This window comes from Kitasatospora sp. Ki12, from assembly GCF_054601375.1.
The window spans coordinates 1122780-1138275 of sequence record NZ_BAAIHT010000003.1 but is presented as its reverse complement, the minus strand read 5'-3'; the positions used below and the strand labels follow the sequence as shown (position 1 = coordinate 1138275).

Genomic DNA, 15496 nt, shown 5'->3' with positions numbered 1-15496 from the left:
GTTGCCCGCAGCACAAGTGGACGGAGGCAGGCATGAGCAGCACCGGCGATGACGCGGCCGTGGGAGGCCTGTGCGCCGTGCACGTGCCGCGCACCGCTCGCGGCGTCACGGACCTGCCCCGGGTGGGCAGGTTCCCGGCCGTACAGCCGGGCCAGCCGGCCATCGAGCGGCTGCCCCCGACCTCCGAACTGATCGGCTACCGCGGCCCGACGGCCTGCGCGGCCGCCGGCATCACCTACCGCCAGCTGGACTACTGGGCCCGCACCGGGCTGCTGGAGCCCAGCGTCCGGACGGCGTACCCGGCGGCCAGTCAGCGGCTCTACAGCTTCCGCGACGTGCTGCTGCTCAAGATCGTGAAGCGGCTGCTCGACGCGGGCGTCTCGCTGCAGAACATCCGGGTGGCCGTCGCCCATCTGCAGGCCGCCGAGCAGGGCGACCTGGCCGGGATGACGCTGATGTGCGACGGCGCGACGGTGTACGAGTGCACCACGCCGCAGCAGGTGGTGGACCTGCTGAAGGGCGGTCAGGGGGTCTTCGGCATCGCGGTGGGGGCGGTCTGGCGGGAGCTGGAGCTGACGCTCGGCCGGCTGCACGCGGAGCGCACCGACACCGGCGAGACCCTGGTCGGGCAGGACCCGGCCGACGAACTGGCGCAGCGCCGCAACCGGGCGGTCTGAGGACCAACACGACGAGGCCGTGGGCCCGGACGGGGAACCGTCCGGGCCCACGGCCTCGTCGTGTTGCCTGGCGAAATCGAACGAGGAGGGGCACGTGGGGGTCGGCACCGGGATAACGGGGTTGCTGGGGCGCAGGGCCGCGCGGATGCGGGCACGGCTGCGGCAGCGGCGGACGCAGCGCAGGGTGTTCCAGGTCGGGACGCTGCTCTGCACGCTGGCGCTGGCGCCCAGCGCCTGGGTGTGGCTCTCGGCGGGGGACCGGGTGGGCACGGTGGAGAGCGCGCCGTCCGCGCCGGTCGCCGTGGTCTTCGGTGCCGGGCTGGACTCGGGCAAGCCCTCGCCGTACCTGGAGCACCGGCTGGTCGCCGCGGTGGACCTGTACCGGGAGGGCAAGGTGCGGGCGATCCTGGTGACCGGGGACAACGGGCGGGTCGAGTACGACGAGCCCGACGCGATGTTCAGGTACCTGACCGAGCACGGGGTGCCGGCGGAGCGGGTGGTCCGCGACTACGCGGGCTTCGACACCTGGGACTCCTGCACCCGGGCCCACCGGATCTTCGGGGTGGACCGGGCGGTCCTGGTCAGCCAGGACTTCCACGTCCGGCGCGCCCTGGCGCTCTGCGAGGCGGCGGGCATCCGGTCGTACGCGGTCGGGGTGACCGAGCTGCACGACGAGACCTGGCTGTACGGCGGGCTGCGGGAGGTCGCCGGGGCGGGCAAGGCGGCGGTCAACGCCTGGCTGCGGCCGGACCCGGTCTTCCTCGGGCCCCGGGAGGACGGCATCCCGAAGGCGCTGGCGGACGCGGCGCGGAAGTAGCCGGGGGCGGGCCGGGCCGCGCGGTGTCCGGCCCGGGTTCGTACGCACTGTCGGACCCGTACGCGATGATCGGCGGGTGCGATCACTGCCGAGCATCATCCACCTCGACATGGACGCCTTCTTCGCGGCGGTGGAGCAGGCGGCCAAGCCGAGCCTGCGCGGCAAGCCGGTGGTCGTCGGCGGGCTCGGCGGGCGCGGGGTGGTCTCCACCGCCTCCTACGAGGCGCGGAAGTTCGGGGTGCACTCGGCGATGCCGATGGCGCAGGCGCGTCGGCTCTGCCCCAACGCGGCCTTCCTGTCCGGGCGTTTCGAGGCGTACCGGCAGGTCAGCGAGATCGTGATGGGCCTGCTGCGGGAGCTGTCGCCGCTGGTGCAGCCGCTGAGCCTGGACGAGGCCTTCGTGGACCTGGAGGCCGGTCCGTACGGCCCGGCGCTGCTGGAGGCGGACCACGAGACCGGCGAGCGGCTGGTGCTCGCGCTGGCGGAGGACCTGCGGGCGGACATCCGGCGGCTGACGGGGCTGACCGGCTCGGTCGGGGCGGCCGGGTCCAAGCTGATGGCCAAGATCGCCTCCGAACAGGCCAAGCCGGACGGCCTGGTGCTGATCGAACCCGGGCAGGAGCGGGCCGTACTCGGGCCGATGCCGGTCCGGGCGCTGCCCGGGATCGGGCCGGCCACCGAGCAGGTGCTGCGGCGGGCCGGGCTGACCACGGTGGCCGACCTCGCGGAGGCGGGCGAGGCGGAGCTGGTCCAGCTGCTCGGCCGGGCGCACGGCGCCGGGATCCACCAGATGTCGACGGGGCTGGACGAGCGGCCCGTGGTGGCCGACCAGGACGCCAAGTCCGTCTCGGTGGAGGACACCTACGAGGTGGACCTGGCCGACCGGGAGCGGGTGCTGCGCGAGGTGGAGGCGCTGGCCGCCCGGTGCGTGCGGCGGCTGCGGGCGGCCGGGCGCTCGGGGCGGACGGTGGTGCTCAAGGTCCGCCGGTTCGACTTCTCCACGCTGACCCGCTCGGAGACGCTCGGCGGGCCGACGGACGACGAGGCGGTGATCACCGCGACCGCGCGCCGGCTGGCCGAGCAGGTGGACATCACCGGCGGGGTCCGGCTGCTCGGCGTGGGCGTCGCGCAGCTCGCCGACTACACCCAGGAGGACCTGTTCGCGCAGGCCCTGCGGGAGGAGGCGGCCGAGCACGCGGAGGTGGCGGCGGAAGCGGTGGAGGCCGAGGAGGAGCCGGAGGCCGTCGTGGTGCGGCGGTGGATGCCCGGGCAGGACGTCCGGCACGAGGAGTTCGGGCCGGGGTGGGTGCAGGGCAGCGGCGTCGGGAGGGTCACCGTACGGTTCGAGACGCCGTGGAGCGGGCCGGGGCGGGTGCGGACCTTCGCGGTGGAGGACCCGGCGCTGGAGCCGACGCGGCCGCTGCCGCTGCGCCGGGAGGCGGAGGGGGAGGCGGCCCCGGCCCCGGCGCCGGAGGAGGGGGCTTGAGAAGACACGAAAACGGCCCCACCCGGTGGGGGAGTACCGGGTGGGGCCGTATCACCGTGCCGGTCGCCGTACGGTCGTGATGCCCTCGCGACGTACGGAGGCCGGGGCCCCGCGCCCTGTCCCTGAGCGCGGGGGCCGGACGCCTCGTCAGGCGTCGGTCTTCACCAGCTTGTCGCTGGAGTCCTGCGGGGCCGTGCCGTCGACGACGGTCAGCGGGGCGGCCGGCTTGGCGGCGCGGATCAGGAACGGGACGACACCGGCGACGACGCAGACCACGGCGGCGGTCCAGAACGCGTGCTTGTAGGCGTCCAGGGTGGGCAGCGCCAGCGGGATCTGCGGCGGCAGCTTCATGAGGTCGCCGGTCAGGATGGCGGCCATGACGGCGGTGCCGATGGCGCCACCGACGGTGCGCAGCACCGAGTTCATGCCGTTGGCGATGCCGCTCTGCTCGACCGGGACGGCGCCGTTGATGTAGGCCGGCATCGCGGCGAACGCGAGGCCGACACCGAGGCCGAAGATCGCCGAGGCGGTGTAGAGGTCGCCCTCCTTGCCGTGCCGCAGGGCCAGGTAGGCCATCGCCACGGCGCCGAGGACGCCACCGAGGACCAGCGGCAGGCGCGGGCCGCGGCGGGCGATCAGCAGGGCGCCGACCGGGGCGGCGACCATCGAGCCGATCGCGGACGGCAGCAGCATGACGCCGGCGTGCAGGACGGTGGCGGTGAAGCCGTAGTGGGTCAGCTTCTCCGGGGTCTGGGCGAAGTTGCTGATGACCATGAAGGAGCCGTACATGCCGAAGCCGATGAGCAGGCCCGCCAGGTTGGTGAAGGCCACGGCCGGGCGGGACATCATCTTCATGTCCACCAGGGGGTGCGCGACCTTGGTCTCGATGATGCCCCAGACCAGGGCCACGACGGCGGCGACGGCGAACAGGCCGAGGGTCTTGGTGGAGGTCCAGCCCCAGTGGTTGCCCTGGCTGACCGCGACCAGCAGCGCGGAGAGCCAGCCGGCCAGGGTGATCGCGCCGAGCGGGTCGGCGCCGCCCTCCTTGTCGGTGACCGGGTCGGTCGGGACGCGGAAGGCGACCAGGGCGATCGCGATCAGGCCGAAGAGCAGGCCCATCCAGAAGATCGACTTGTAGTTCCAGTGCTCCAGCAGGAGACCGGTGGCGACCAGGCCGAGGCCGGAGCCGACGCCCATCGAGGCGCTGATGGCGGCGACGCCGCCGGTCACCTTCTGCTTGGGCAGCTCGTCGCGGACGATGCTGATGGCCAGCGGCATGACGCCACCGCCGGCGCCCTGCAGGACGCGGGCGACGACCAGCCAGGTGAAGGAGTGGGTGCTGACCGCCAGCGCCGAACCGGCGACGAGGCCCGCCAGCGAGATCAGCAGCATCGGCTTGCGGCCCCGGAGGTCGCCGAAGCGGCCCAGGAGGGGAGTCAGCACGGCGGCGGAGAGCAGGTTGGCGGTCATCAGCCAGGTGACGCTGGAGGCCGAGACGTTCAGTTCCTTGGCCAGCGAGGGCAGGATCGGGACGACCGCGGTCTGCACCACGCTGAACGACAGCATCGCCAGGATGAGGGCCGGCAGGACCCGGGCGTTGCTCTGCTTCTCGGCCGCGGTGGTGGGCTGTGGTGCCTCACTCACGGTTGCTTCCTCCCGTACATAGTGAATGAACTGAAGTAACCATGCCCAGAGATACTTCAGAGTGTCAAATATCGAGTGGTTAAGCTTTGGCAAAGGGGGGAAGAGGCAGGCCCCCCGGGGTGGCCCGGGTGGGCGTGGGCGGCGTGGCCGGGCACGGCGAAGGGCCCCGACCGCGGGTGGTCGGGGCCCTTCGGGTGGGGCGGTCAGACGAGCGGGCGCAGCGCGGACGGGCGGGGGGTGTCCGCGGCCGGCGTGGTCGTCGACGGAGCCGGGGCGGCGTCCGGGGGCGTGGTGTCGTCGTGCACCTCGACGTGCTCCCGGCGGAGCTCGTCCCGGATCACCTCCTCGGCGGTGTAGCGCTCGACGACCAGGCGGACCCGCTCGATGGGCGCGAGGTACTTGCGGACCACCGGGCGTTCCTCACGGAGGGTGACCTCCTCGACGGCCTCGGCGATGTCCTTCTCGGTGAGGGAGGCGCGCTCGGCCTCGCTGACCGGCATCCGCTCGACCCGGACGCGCTCGCGCACCACCGGGACCCGGCGCTCGATCTGCTCGGTCGTCACGTACTTGCGCAGCTTCGCGGTACCGACGGTGTGCCACTCGGTGGTGACGTCCAGCCGCTCCTCGCGGCAGGTGATCTCGACCGGGCCGGCGGGGGCGGCCGGGGCGGTGCCGGTGGTGGGCGCGGTGCCCGTCGCGGCGGGTGTCGGATGCGGGGCGGCGTGCGGGGCCGGGTGCGGCTTCGGCTCGACGGCGGGTGTGACGGCGGGAGCGGGAGCGGGGGTGCTGAGGGTCCGCACGTGGGCCTCCGGGGCGGTGCTGGTGTCGGTCGGGGCGGGTTCGGGGGAGCGGAAGGCGTGCGGCTTGGCGATGGTGGTGGCCGCGGCGGGCGCGACGGCGGCGGCCGGGGCGGTGCCGAAGTCGAGGTCGGGCCCGGCGGCCCGGTCGCGGCCCTCGCCGTGCTCGCCCGACGGGTGGCCGTCCGCCGGGGTGTCGAGGCCGTAGTAGCGGTAGAGCTGGAGCTCCTGGGCGGGGGACAGGTGCTGGCCCACGCCGAAGTCCGGGGACTCCTTGACCAGTGACTTGTCGTACGGCACCCGGAGCTCCTCGCCGGAGAACTCGCTCGTGGTGAGCGGGACGAAGGCGTCCCGGCCGAAGATGCCGGTGCGGACGGCGGCCCACTCGGGCCGGCCGGTGGCGTCGTCGAGGTACACCTCGTCGACCGTGCCGATCTTGTCTCCGTTGCGGTCGACCGCCTTGTGGCCGATGAGGTCCCGGGGGTCGATGTCGGTCTGCACTCTTTCCTCCAGTGCGCTGAGCCTGCGGAACTCCCGCAGGACGGCGGCCTGATCACCCGTCCCGTCCGCCACTTCACACCAAAGGCCATGAATCGGACGGGCGCGACCGGGGTGCGCCGGACGGGCTGCGCGCTGGGCCGTCCGGGGGACGCGCGTAGACCCGGGGTGACCGGAAGCACCCGTGATCGGAAGGCCTCCCGCTGGTACCCTGGGCGGCGACCGCAGAGCCCGCTCGGGAGAGTCTCCGACCGCGAAATGCGCTGGTCGGAGCGCCGAAGGAGCAACTCCTCCCCGGAATCTCTCAGGCATCCGTACCGTGTGGGGTAGGTCACTCTGGAAAGCAGGGCAGGAGTGTCGGCGCGGGAGCCGGCGATCACCACCCTCACCGACGGTGCAAGCCGACGGAGCGCCCACAGCGCGCCGTGCGGGCGAAGCTCTCAGGTCCCGATGACAGAGGGGGAGGCCTGACGGGTCCGCCCGCCTCGGCTGAGCCGCTGTCCGCAGCGGGCAAGGCCGGCCGGCGTGCGTACCCCCGCCGGTCCGTGACCAGGAGGCCTCGACCACCATGAACGCCCAGCCGAACGCGGGACGCCCCACCGGCGCCTCGACCCTCACCGAACTTGAGCTGGCCAGCCCGTTCGAGAACCGCCACATCGGCCCCGACGCCGCCGCGCAGGACAAGATGCTGGCGTCCATCGGCTACGGCTCGCTGGACGAGCTCGCCACCACGGCCGTCCCCGAGGCGATCCGCTCCATCACCGGCCTGGACCTGCCCGCCGGCCGGACCGAGGCCCAGGTCCTCGCCGAGCTGCGCGAGCTGGCCGGCCGCAACCAGGTGCTCCAGCCGATGATCGGCCTGGGCTACTACGGCACCTTCACCCCGCCGGTGATCCTCCGCAACGTCATGGAGAACCCGGCCTGGTACACCGCGTACACGCCGTACCAGCCGGAGATCTCGCAGGGCCGCCTGGAGGCGCTGCTCAACTTCCAGACCCTGGTCTCCGACCTGACCGGCCTGCCGACCTCCGGCTCCTCGCTGCTCGACGAGGGCACCGCGGCCGCCGAGGCGATGGCGCTGGCCCGCCGCGTCACCAAGGTCAAGGGCGGCGTCTTCCTGGTCGACGCCGAGACCCTGCCGCAGACCGTCGCGGTGATCAACACCCGGGCCGTGCCGACCGGTGTCGAGGTCGTCGTCGCCGACCTGTCCGAGGGCATCCCGGCCGAGATCGCCGAGCGCGGCGTCTTCGGCGTGCTGCTGCAGTACCCGGGCGCCACCGGTGTGGTCCGCGACCTCACCCCGGTGATCGAGCAGGCGCACGGCCTGGGCGCGATCGTCGCCGTCGCCGCCGACCTGCTGGCGCTGACCCTGCTCAAGTCCCCGGGCTCGCTGGGCGCCGACATCGCCTGCGGCACCTCGCAGCGCTTCGGCGTGCCGATGGGCTTCGGCGGCCCGCACGCCGGCTACCTGTCGGTGCGCGCCGAGTACGCCCGCTCGCTGCCCGGCCGCCTGGTCGGCGTCTCCGTCGACTCCGACGGCAACCGCGCCTACCGCCTGGCGCTGCAGACCCGCGAGCAGCACATCCGCCGCGAGAAGGCCACCAGCAACATCTGCACCGCCCAGGTGCTGCTCGCCGTCATGGCCTCGATGTACGCCGTCTACCACGGCCCCGACGGCCTGGCCGACATCGCCCGCCGCACCCACCGCTACGCCGCCGCCCTCGCCGAGGGCCTGCGGGCCGGCGGCGTCGAGCTGCTGCACGGCGAGTTCTTCGACACCGTCACCGCCGTCGTCCCGGGCCGCGCCGCCGAGATCGCCGCCGCCGCCCGCGCCAACGGCGTCAACCTGTACCAGGACGGCGCGGACCGGATCTCCGTCTCCGCCGACGAGACCACCACCCGCGAGCACCTGGCCGCCGTCTGGGCCGCGTTCGGCGTCGAGCCGGTCGAGGTCCCCGAGACCGCCGACGCGCTGCCCGCCGCGCTGCTGCGCGAGGACGAGTACCTGACCCACCCGGTCTTCCACAGCCACCGCTCCGAGACCGCCATGCTGCGCTACCTGCGCCGCCTGTCGGACCGGGACTACGCGCTGGACCGCGGCATGATCCCGCTGGGCTCCTGCACCATGAAGCTCAACGCGACCACCGAGATGGAGGCGGTGACCTGGCCGGAGTTCGGTCAGCTGCACCCCTTCGCGCCGATCGAGCAGGCCCAGGGCTACCTCACCCTGATCCGCCAGCTGGAGCAGCAGCTGGTCGAGGTCACCGGCTACGACGCCGTGTCGATCCAGCCGAACGCCGGCTCGCAGGGCGAGCTGGCCGGCCTGCTGGCCGTCCGCGCCTACCACCACGCCAACGGCGACACCCAGCGCGACATCTGCCTGATCCCGTCCTCCGCGCACGGCACCAACGCGGCCTCCGCCGTGATGGCCGGCATGCGGGTGGTCGTGGTGAAGACCCTGGTCGACGGCGATGTGGACGTCGAGGACCTGAAGGCCAAGATCGAGCAGCACCGTGACAACCTGTCGGTGCTGATGGTCACCTACCCGTCGACCCACGGCGTGTACGAGACCCAGATCACCGACATCTGCGCCCTGGTGCACGAGGCCGGCGGCCAGGTCTACGTGGACGGCGCCAACCTGAACGCGCTGGTCGGCCTCGCCAAGCCGGGCAAGTTCGGCGCGGACGTCTCGCACCTGAACCTGCACAAGACCTTCTGCATCCCGCACGGCGGCGGCGGCCCGGGCGTCGGCCCGGTCGCGGTGCGCGCCCACCTGGCGCCGTACCTGCCGAACCACCCGCTTCAGGAGGAGGCCGGCCCGGCCACCGGCGTCGGGCCGATCTCGGCCGCGCCGTGGGGCTCGGCGGCGATCCTGCCGATCTCCTGGGCGTACGTCCGGCTGATGGGCGGCGAGGGCCTCAAGCGCGCGACCCAGGTCGCGGTGCTGAACGCCAACTACATCGCCAAGCGCCTGGCGCCGCACTTCCCGGTGCTCTACACCGGCCCGGGCGGGCTGGTCGCGCACGAGTGCATCATCGACCTGCGCCCGCTGACCAAGGAGACGGGCGTGACGGTGGACGACATCGCCAAGCGCCTGATCGACTACGGCTTCCACGCGCCGACGATGTCCTTCCCGGTGGCCGGCACGCTGATGATCGAGCCGACCGAGTCCGAGGACCTGCACGAGATCGACCGGTTCTGCGACGCGATGATCGAGATCCGGGCCGAGATCGACAAGGTCGGCTCGGGCGAGTGGGCGGCCGACGACAACCCGCTGCGCAACGCCCCGCACACCGCCGCCGCGCTGGCCGGCGACTGGGCGCACGGCTACTCGCGGCAGGACGCCGTCTTCCCGGCGGGCGTGAACCCGGCGGACAAGTACTGGCCGCCGGTGAGCCGGATCGACGGCGCCTACGGCGACCGCAACCTGGTCTGCTCCTGCCCGCCGCTGGACGAGTACGGCGTCTGAGGAACGGCAGGGACGAACCGGTACGGCTGAACGGTTCGGACCGAGGCGGGGCCCCGGCGGAGTCTTCCGTCGGGGCCCCGCCCTTACTCGCCCGATCGGCGGCCGCTCCCGCCTCCCGCCGTACGGCCGGACCGGGCGGTGAGGCCGTACGGTCAGGCCGCGTGGGCGACGGGGCGGCGCGGGGCGATCACCCGGCCGTCGGGCAGCAGCTCTCCGGTGTCCTCGAACAGGACGACGCCGTTGCAGAGCAGGCTCCAGCCCTGCTCCGGGTGGCAGGCCACCGACACGGCCGCCTCTCTGTCCTCGGATTCGGCCGACGGGCACTCAGGACGGTGCTGGCACATACGTACCCTCGCTTCGCTCTGCGATCCTCCCCGTGGTGCGGTCACCGGAGGTCGTGCCGTCCGGGGGCCGCCGCGGTAGTCGGATCCTGTCCGCACGCGGGCCAGGTGTTGACCAGCGCTCAAGTGGGTAGGACAGGTGGTCCTTCCACGCTGGTTCCCAGTGTCGGCATCTGCGGACGCGCCCGCAGGGATTTCGTGACATGCGCCACAACTCCCGGGCAGAGATCACCCGTTCAGGTGGAGCCGGGAGGAAAACACGCACCGGTGGGTCAGGCGGGGGATGGCCCGATCGGGCCATGGCGGGTGCCTCGTTCGGGGGGTTGCCGTTCGGGTGACGCCGCGGGGCCCCGGGCTCGGGCACGGCTGAGGGCCGCCGGGCGGGTGGTCCGGCGGCCCGTGGGATGCGGGTGGGGCGGGGGTGCGGGTGGGGCGGGGGTGCGGGGGGTCGGGGTGCGGGTGGTTCCGGCGGGGGCGCTTCAGGGGGAGCCGAGGAGCAGCGGCCCGGTGAGCGGGGCCCGCGCGAGCAGCGGCAGCAGTTCGGCGGCCGGGTAGGCGCGGTGGGCGGTGACGCCGAGCGGGGCCGGGGCGAGCGGGATCAGCAGGTCGGCGTCCGGCCCGGCGTCCGGGCCGTGCAGCCAGAGGGCCGTCGCGTACTGGCCGGGGAAGGTCAGCAGGCGCGGCTGCCGGCGGAACCGGGAGCTCTGGGCGAGCTGCCAGGCCTCGCGCAGCGCCCGGACCGTCGAGTCGAGGTAGGGGCCGGCGGTGAAGTGCGAGAAGGTGTGCCCCTCCACGCTCTGCACCACCTCGGCGGCGGCGGCGACCTCGGCGCCGTCCTTGATCAGGAAGCGCCAGCCGGTACGGCGGGCGGCGGACAGCTCGGGCGGCGCGGGCCGTCCAGGACGTGCACCGCGAGCGGATGTGCGGGGACCAGTGGGCCGGCCGGGTGACGCAGTGCTGCGGCGGCGGGCTGGCGCAGCGCGGTCTCCGAGTCGAGTGCGCCCAGGACCGCGCGTAGGGCACTCGGTGGGGGCTGGGGGGTCTGCAGAGTCATGGCGGGGTCCGCCTCTCCAAGCGAGATCGGCGTGCGAGTGCGGCATACCGGCGTGGCGTGGCGTGTCTTCGCTGACGGGCCCCGGCCGTGTCCGGTTGTGCAGGATCGCGGTGCCGGCGCGGCCGTCGCCGTCGACGAGGGCTTTCGAGGCGGGGGCGGGCCGGCCGGAGCGCTGTGCGAATTCCATCGAACGGATGCGCAGGGTGATCTGTTTATCACAGGCGGTGGCGCCGAGCAAGTCTGCAGTTGGCCTGAATCATCGTCAGATTCCTTGCTTTGCAAGCCAGTACACGCATTCGGGTATCGATCTTCGAGGTGGGCATGATGCTTGCACGGTCGGTCGGCCGGGTGGCTCAACGGGGTGTCTCATGAGGAGGGGACCGTGGGCGAGAAGGTCGTGGCGACTCGGGCTGATCTTGCGGACCGACAGCTGTACCGGCGCAAGCTCCAGGCCTGTCAGGAGGCGCTGGGACGGATGCTGCGGGAGGACCGCTTCGACCGGCCACGGGCGGTGATGGGGCTGGAGATCGAGCTCAACCTGGCCGACGAGCAGGGCCTGCCGGCCATGAACAACGCCCAGGTGCTGAGCGAGATCGGCTCCAGCGACTTCCAGACCGAGCTGGGCAAGTTCAACATCGAGGTCAACATCACGCCGCACCGGCTCTGCGGGCACGTCTTCGAGGACCTGCGCGAGGAGATCGACACCGGGCTGCGCTACGCCGACCGGCGGGCCGCCGAGGCCGGGGCCAGGATCGTCATGGTGGGCATCCTGCCGACGCTGGAGCACGCCCACACCGGACTGGACGCGATGAGCCACAACCAGCGGTACTCCCTGCTCAGCGACCAGATCCTGGCCGCCCGGGGGGAGGAGATCGCGCTCGACATCGAGGGCGTCGAGCACCTCCAGCTGGAGTCCATCACCATGGTCGCCGAGGCCGCCGCGACCTCGCTGCAGCTGCACCTCCAGGTGACCCCGGAGCGCTTCTCCTCGGTGTGGAACGCCGCCCAGGCGCTGTGCGGACCGCAGCTCGCGCTGGGCGCGAACTCCCCGTTCCTGTTCGGGCGGGAGCTGTGGCGGGAGACCCGGCCGGTGCTCTTCCAGCAGGCCTGTGACACCCGTTCGGCGGAGCTCAAGGCGCAGGGCGTGCGCCCCATCACCTGGTTCGGCGAGCGCTGGGTGGACTCGGCGTACGACCTGTTCGAGGAGAACCTGCGGTACTTCCCCGCGCTGCTGCCGATCTGCGACGACGAGGACCCGCTGAAGGTGCTGGCCTCCGGCGGTGCGCCCAAGCTCGCCGAGATGCGGCTGCACAACGGCACCATCTACCGCTGGAACCGGCCCATCTACGACGTCTCCGGCGGGGTGGCGCACCTGCGGGTGGAGAACCGGGCGCTGCCGGCCGGGCCGACGGTGGCCGACACGCTCGCCAACGCCGCCTTCTACTACGGGCTGGTGCGGGTGCTCGCCGAGCAGCCCCGGCCGATCTGGAGCAGGCTGCCGTTCGAGCGGGCCGACGAGAACTTCCGGCAGGGCGCCCGGTACGGCATCGACGCGGTGTTCCAGTGGCCGCGCCCCGGCCGGGCCGGGCGCGGCGGCGGGCTGCAGACGGTGTCCGCCGTCGACCTGGTGCTCGGCGAGCTGCTGCCGATGGCCTACCAGGGCCTCGACGAGTGGGGCGTGGAACCGGCCGACCGGGACCGCTACCTGGGCATCATCGAGCAGCGCTGCCTGCGCCGCACCAACGGCGCGACCTGGCAGAGCGCGACCTTCCACCGGCTGCGCGAGCAGTACGGGATGGACCGGCCGGCGGCGCTCGCGGCGATGACCCGGCGCTACGCCGAGCACATGCGCGGCGGGGAGCCGGTGCACACCTGGCCGGTGGGGTAGTGGCCGCGCTCCCGGCCGACGGGCCGGGGCATCCGCTGTGTCAGGATGATCGCTCCGGCGGTCGGCCGACGGCCGGAGCGACCGCCCGTCCGCTGGAGCCCCCTTGTGACCACCGTCCCGACCGCGCCGGAGACCGCGCAGCCCACCCGCGGGCGGCTCGGGGCGGAGCTGCTGATCGTCCTCGGCCTCTCGCTCGGCGCCAGCGGGATCAGCGCGCTGATCAGCTTCGCGGGCTCGCTCACCGAGCCGGTCCGGCTCGGTCAGCAGGTCGCCACGCTGAACGGCTCGCGGGCGCCCGGGCGGCCCTGGCTCGACCTGGTGTGGCAGCTGTACTACATCGGGCGCGGCCTGATGCCGGTGGTGCTGGTCGGCTACCTGCTGCTGCGCGAGGGCGTCGCGCTGCGGGTGCTGGGCTTCGACCTCGGGCAGAAGCTGCGCGACCTGGGCCGGGGCGCCGCCGTGGCGGCCGCGATCGGCGGGTCGGGGCTGGCGCTGTACCTGGCCTCGCAGGCGGCCGGTTACAACCTGACGGTGGCGCCCTCGGGGCTGCCGGACGTCTGGTGGCGGGTGCCGGTGCTGCTGTTGTCGGCCTGGCAGAACGCGATCCTGGAGGAGGTCGTCGTCCTCGGCTACCTGCTGCGCCGGGTGGGGCAGTTGGGGTGGTCCTGGCCGGCCGCGGTGGTGGCCAGTTCGGTGCTGCGCGGCTCGTACCACCTGTACCAGGGGGTCGGCGGGCTGGTCGGCAACATGGTGATGGGGGCGGTGTTCTGCCTGCTGTACCGGCGCTGGGGGCGGGTGATGCCGCTGGTGGTCGCGCACGCGCTGATCGACACGGTGGCCTTCGTCGGGTACGCGCTGCTGGCTGGGCACGTCAGCTGGCTGCCGACCCCCTGAGCGCCCCGCCGGGGAGGGCCTGGCCGCGCGGCGGGCGGGTCAGCAGGCGGTCGACGTGCCGGCGCTCCAGGCCCTGGCCGGGGTCGATCGGCAGCAGCAGGCGGTCCCGGCGCCAGAGCGACCTGCGGACCAGCCGGGCGGGGATGACGTCGTCCACCCAGGCGAACGGACGGCCGTCGGCGTAGCGCAGCAGCGGTGCCCACTTCTGGGCGGAGAACAGCTCCATCAGCGGGACGCGCGGGTCGCCGGGCTGCGGGACGTAGCCGCTGAATCGGACCACCGGGAGCGGGTCCAGGCCGATCGCCGGGGCGATGTGGGTGTTGGCGTCCTCCTCCCAGGTGGTGGCCCAGACCAGTTCGTACGTCCCGGCGAGCTCGCGCAGCCACGCGCCGTGCCGGGCGGAGAGCAGGACGGCGTAGCCCAGCAGCGTGTGGGTGTCGAACCCGGCGTCCGGATGCGGGCAGACCGGGTTCAGGACGCCGTCGACGTCCAGGAACAGCAGTGGCTTCGGCACCGGTGGCCCCCCAGAGCGGTCGTGTTTCCTACCTGTCCGGACGAACCACCCGTACCGGTGGTTGCTCACGGACGGGCGCACGCGGGGCGCACAGGGCGCTCACGACGTGGGTACGGGCTCGGCGGCGGGCTCCGGTGCGTCGGTGGTGCTACGGCGGCTCAGCCGGCGCACCTGCGGATCCAGCAGGACGGCGGCGCTGAGCACCAGGCAGGCGACGGCACAGGTCCAGAGCGCGCCGCTCAGCCCGAGCGCCACGGCGGCCGGGCCGGCCAGCGCGGTGCCGATCGGGGCGAGCGAGTAGGAGCCCAGTTCGTCGTACGCCGCGACCCGGGAGAACATCTCCGCCGGGATCTCCTGGCGCAGCGCGACCATCCAGTTGACGCCGAAGACGGTGACGCCGGCGCCGGAGAGGAACATCGCGGCGATCAGCAGCGGCAGCGGTACGGCGGCGGCGAGGGCGAGCGCGGGCACGCCGAAGAGGAACACGCCCCAGTTGCCGACCAGCAGGAGCCGGCGCGGACGCCAGCGCGCCATCAGCAGGCCGGTGACCACCAGGCCGACGCCGTAGGCGGCCATCGCCACGCCCCAGGCGCCCGCGCCGCCGAGCCGCTCCTTGGCGACGGCGGGCCCGTACACCGACTCGACCGCGCCGATGCAGGCGACCAGGACGGAGAACTGCAGGACGACCACCCAGAGCCAGCGGCGGGCGGCGAACTCCCGCCAGCCCTCGCGCAGGTCGCGCAGCATGCCGCCGCCCGAGGAGGCGGGGGCCGTCTCCGGCTCCAGGAAGAAGCGCAGCCCGGCGGCGATCAGGAAGCAGAGGGCGTCCAGGGCGAGCACCCAGCCCGGGCCGAAGGCGGCGGTGAGCGCTCCGCCGAGGGCGGCGCCGCCGATCTGGGAGGCGTTCTGGCCCATCCGGAAGACCGAGAAGGCGCGGGCGGCGTGCTCCTCGGGGACGGCCTGCATGATCATGCCGCCGGAGGCCGGGGAGTAGAGCGCGTAGCCGGCGCCGCCCGCGGCCGAGAGCAGCAGCAGGTGCCAGAGCTGCGCGTGCCCGGCCAGCACCAGGGCGGCCAGGACGGCCTGGGAGGCACCGCTGAACAGGTTGGCGGCGACCATGATCCGGTGCCGCGGCATGCGGTCGGCCAGGGCGCCGCCGAGCACCAGGAGCAGCACGGTGGGCAGCAGGCGCGCGGCGGTGACGTAGCCGACCTCGGTGGTGCTGCCGCCGTCATCGAGGACGGCGAAGGCGGTGGCGATGGGGGCGCCGGCGTTGCCCAGGCCGCTGATCACGGTGGCGGCGGTCTGGATACGGAAGTTGCGGCTCGCCCAGGCGAAGCGGCGGGGGTACGGGGGACCGGGATGCGGGGGAATGGTCGGCACCCGGCGACTATGACCGGAGCCCGGACAGGTGTCC

The 15496-nt window shown here is 73.5% G+C and carries 11 protein-coding genes, 1 pseudogene and 2 riboswitches; of the genes and pseudogenes, 6 read left to right on the top strand and 6 right to left on the bottom strand.

All coding sequences use genetic code 11. From position 1 onward, the window contains the following. The first annotated feature begins 32 nt into the window (after positions 1-32). The 3 genes from ACYP53_RS35645 (at position 33) to ACYP53_RS35635 (ending at position 2980) form a co-directional block, all read left to right on the top strand. The gene (locus tag ACYP53_RS35645; protein ID WP_189926856.1) at positions 33-677 is read left to right on the top strand and encodes a MerR family transcriptional regulator; all 645 of its coding nucleotides are present in this window, start codon (positions 33-35) and stop codon (positions 675-677) included. 145 nt (positions 678-822) lie between these two features. After that, on the top strand, positions 823-1494 hold the full coding sequence (locus ACYP53_RS35640; protein WP_459650957.1) for a SanA/YdcF family protein: 672 nt from the start codon (positions 823-825) through the stop codon (positions 1492-1494). Between the two features lie 76 nt (positions 1495-1570). Further along, positions 1571-2980 (top strand): DNA polymerase IV, encoded by a 1410-nt coding sequence (locus ACYP53_RS35635; protein ID WP_189917340.1) that lies wholly within the window; start codon positions 1571-1573, stop codon positions 2978-2980. A gap of 147 nt (positions 2981-3127) precedes the next feature. Here the strand turns inward: ACYP53_RS35635 and ACYP53_RS35630 are convergent, their stop codons facing one another. Together ACYP53_RS35630 and ACYP53_RS35625 are read right to left on the bottom strand one after the other, a co-directional pair. Beyond that, positions 3128-4624: an MFS transporter gene (locus tag ACYP53_RS35630; protein ID WP_189917342.1), complete on the bottom strand. Its 1497-nt coding sequence runs from the start codon at positions 4622-4624 to the stop codon at positions 3128-3130. A 203-nt stretch (positions 4625-4827) separates the two neighbouring features. Then, complete coding sequence (locus tag ACYP53_RS35625) at positions 4828-5994, bottom strand: PRC and DUF2382 domain-containing protein (RefSeq protein WP_459650496.1); 1167 nt, start codon at positions 5992-5994, stop codon at positions 4828-4830. A gap of 151 nt (positions 5995-6145) precedes the next feature. Next, positions 6146-6249, top strand: a riboswitch (glycine riboswitch). 1 nt (position 6250) lies between these two features. Next, a riboswitch (glycine riboswitch) is annotated at positions 6251-6383 on the top strand. A 104-nt stretch (positions 6384-6487) separates the two neighbouring features. Here ACYP53_RS35625 and gcvP point away from each other — a divergent pair. Beyond that, positions 6488-9388 carry an aminomethyl-transferring glycine dehydrogenase gene (gene gcvP / locus ACYP53_RS35620; RefSeq protein ID WP_459650495.1) on the top strand — a complete coding sequence of 967 codons (2901 nt, stop codon included), beginning with the start codon at positions 6488-6490 and terminating at the stop codon, positions 9386-9388. A gap of 152 nt (positions 9389-9540) precedes the next feature. On the opposite strand, the gene ACYP53_RS35615 is transcribed toward gcvP, so the two are convergent. Beyond that, positions 9541-9732 carry a DUF5999 family protein gene (locus ACYP53_RS35615; RefSeq protein WP_030256473.1) on the bottom strand — a complete coding sequence of 64 codons (192 nt, stop codon included), beginning with the start codon at positions 9730-9732 and terminating at the stop codon, positions 9541-9543. A gap of 476 nt (positions 9733-10208) precedes the next feature. Beyond that, a pseudogene (locus ACYP53_RS35610) lies at positions 10209-10783 on the bottom strand (hypothetical protein). A gap of 382 nt (positions 10784-11165) precedes the next feature. On the opposite strand from ACYP53_RS35610, the gene ACYP53_RS35605 reads away from it, so the two are divergent. Both ACYP53_RS35605 and ACYP53_RS35600 read left to right on the top strand, forming a co-directional pair. Further along, complete coding sequence (locus tag ACYP53_RS35605; protein ID WP_189917361.1) at positions 11166-12671, top strand: glutamate--cysteine ligase family protein; 1506 nt, start codon at positions 11166-11168, stop codon at positions 12669-12671. Between the two features lie 105 nt (positions 12672-12776). Beyond that, complete coding sequence (locus ACYP53_RS35600; protein ID WP_459650494.1) at positions 12777-13565, top strand: CPBP family intramembrane glutamic endopeptidase; 789 nt, start codon at positions 12777-12779, stop codon at positions 13563-13565. On the opposite strand, the gene ACYP53_RS35595 is transcribed toward ACYP53_RS35600, so the two are convergent. Together ACYP53_RS35595 and ACYP53_RS35590 are read right to left on the bottom strand one after the other, a co-directional pair. Further along, positions 13543-14079, bottom strand: a complete 537-nt coding sequence (locus ACYP53_RS35595; protein WP_459650493.1) for an HAD domain-containing protein — start codon at positions 14077-14079, stop codon at positions 13543-13545. The two genes, ACYP53_RS35600 and ACYP53_RS35595, sit on opposite strands and share 23 nt — an antisense overlap. A 99-nt stretch (positions 14080-14178) precedes the next feature. Then, on the bottom strand, positions 14179-15462 hold the full coding sequence (locus tag ACYP53_RS35590) for an MFS transporter (protein WP_459650492.1): 1284 nt from the start codon (positions 15460-15462) through the stop codon (positions 14179-14181). Positions 15463-15496 lie beyond the last annotated feature (34 nt).